The organism is Flavobacterium sp. NRK F10, from assembly GCF_024054235.1.
In the GTDB taxonomy this organism is placed as follows: Bacteria; Bacteroidota; Bacteroidia; order Flavobacteriales; family Flavobacteriaceae; genus Flavobacterium; species Flavobacterium sediminis.
The window spans coordinates 1-312 of record NZ_JAMXLC010000022.1 but is presented as its reverse complement, the minus strand read 5'-3'; the positions used below and the strand labels follow the sequence as shown (position 1 = coordinate 312).

Sequence of the window (312 nt, the reverse complement as noted above, 5' to 3'; positions counted from 1 at the left end):
GGCGTTCCCATAGATTCCATGAAAAACATGTCATTAAGCGAAGTACAGCAACTTAATGAAAGATTCTATTTACTCGATTTAGATCCGGCACTTTATACCAATCCGGATGCTAAAATGGAAGCGCCTCATTACGAATATGTTTGTACAGATAACTATGTGTGGGGTGTTGTTGAATACCATGAAGGAGACTTAACGGGAGGTCCTTTATATGAATACGGCTGGATCTACCAAGGAGCCAGTTGTACCATGGTTTATGTCGAGGGCGGGGGAGGTACCGGAGATTCGGGAACTACAACGACGACAAATACTGAC

Annotated in this window: 1 protein-coding gene; it reads left to right on the top strand. The window is 43.6% G+C overall.

Features of this window, described 5'->3' with window-relative positions; all coding sequences use genetic code 11:
* Positions 1 to 27 precede the first annotated feature (27 nt).
* A partial coding sequence (locus tag NHF50_RS15665) for a hypothetical protein (RefSeq protein ID WP_252777373.1) occupies positions 28 to 312 on the top strand: 285 nt, incomplete at its 3' end.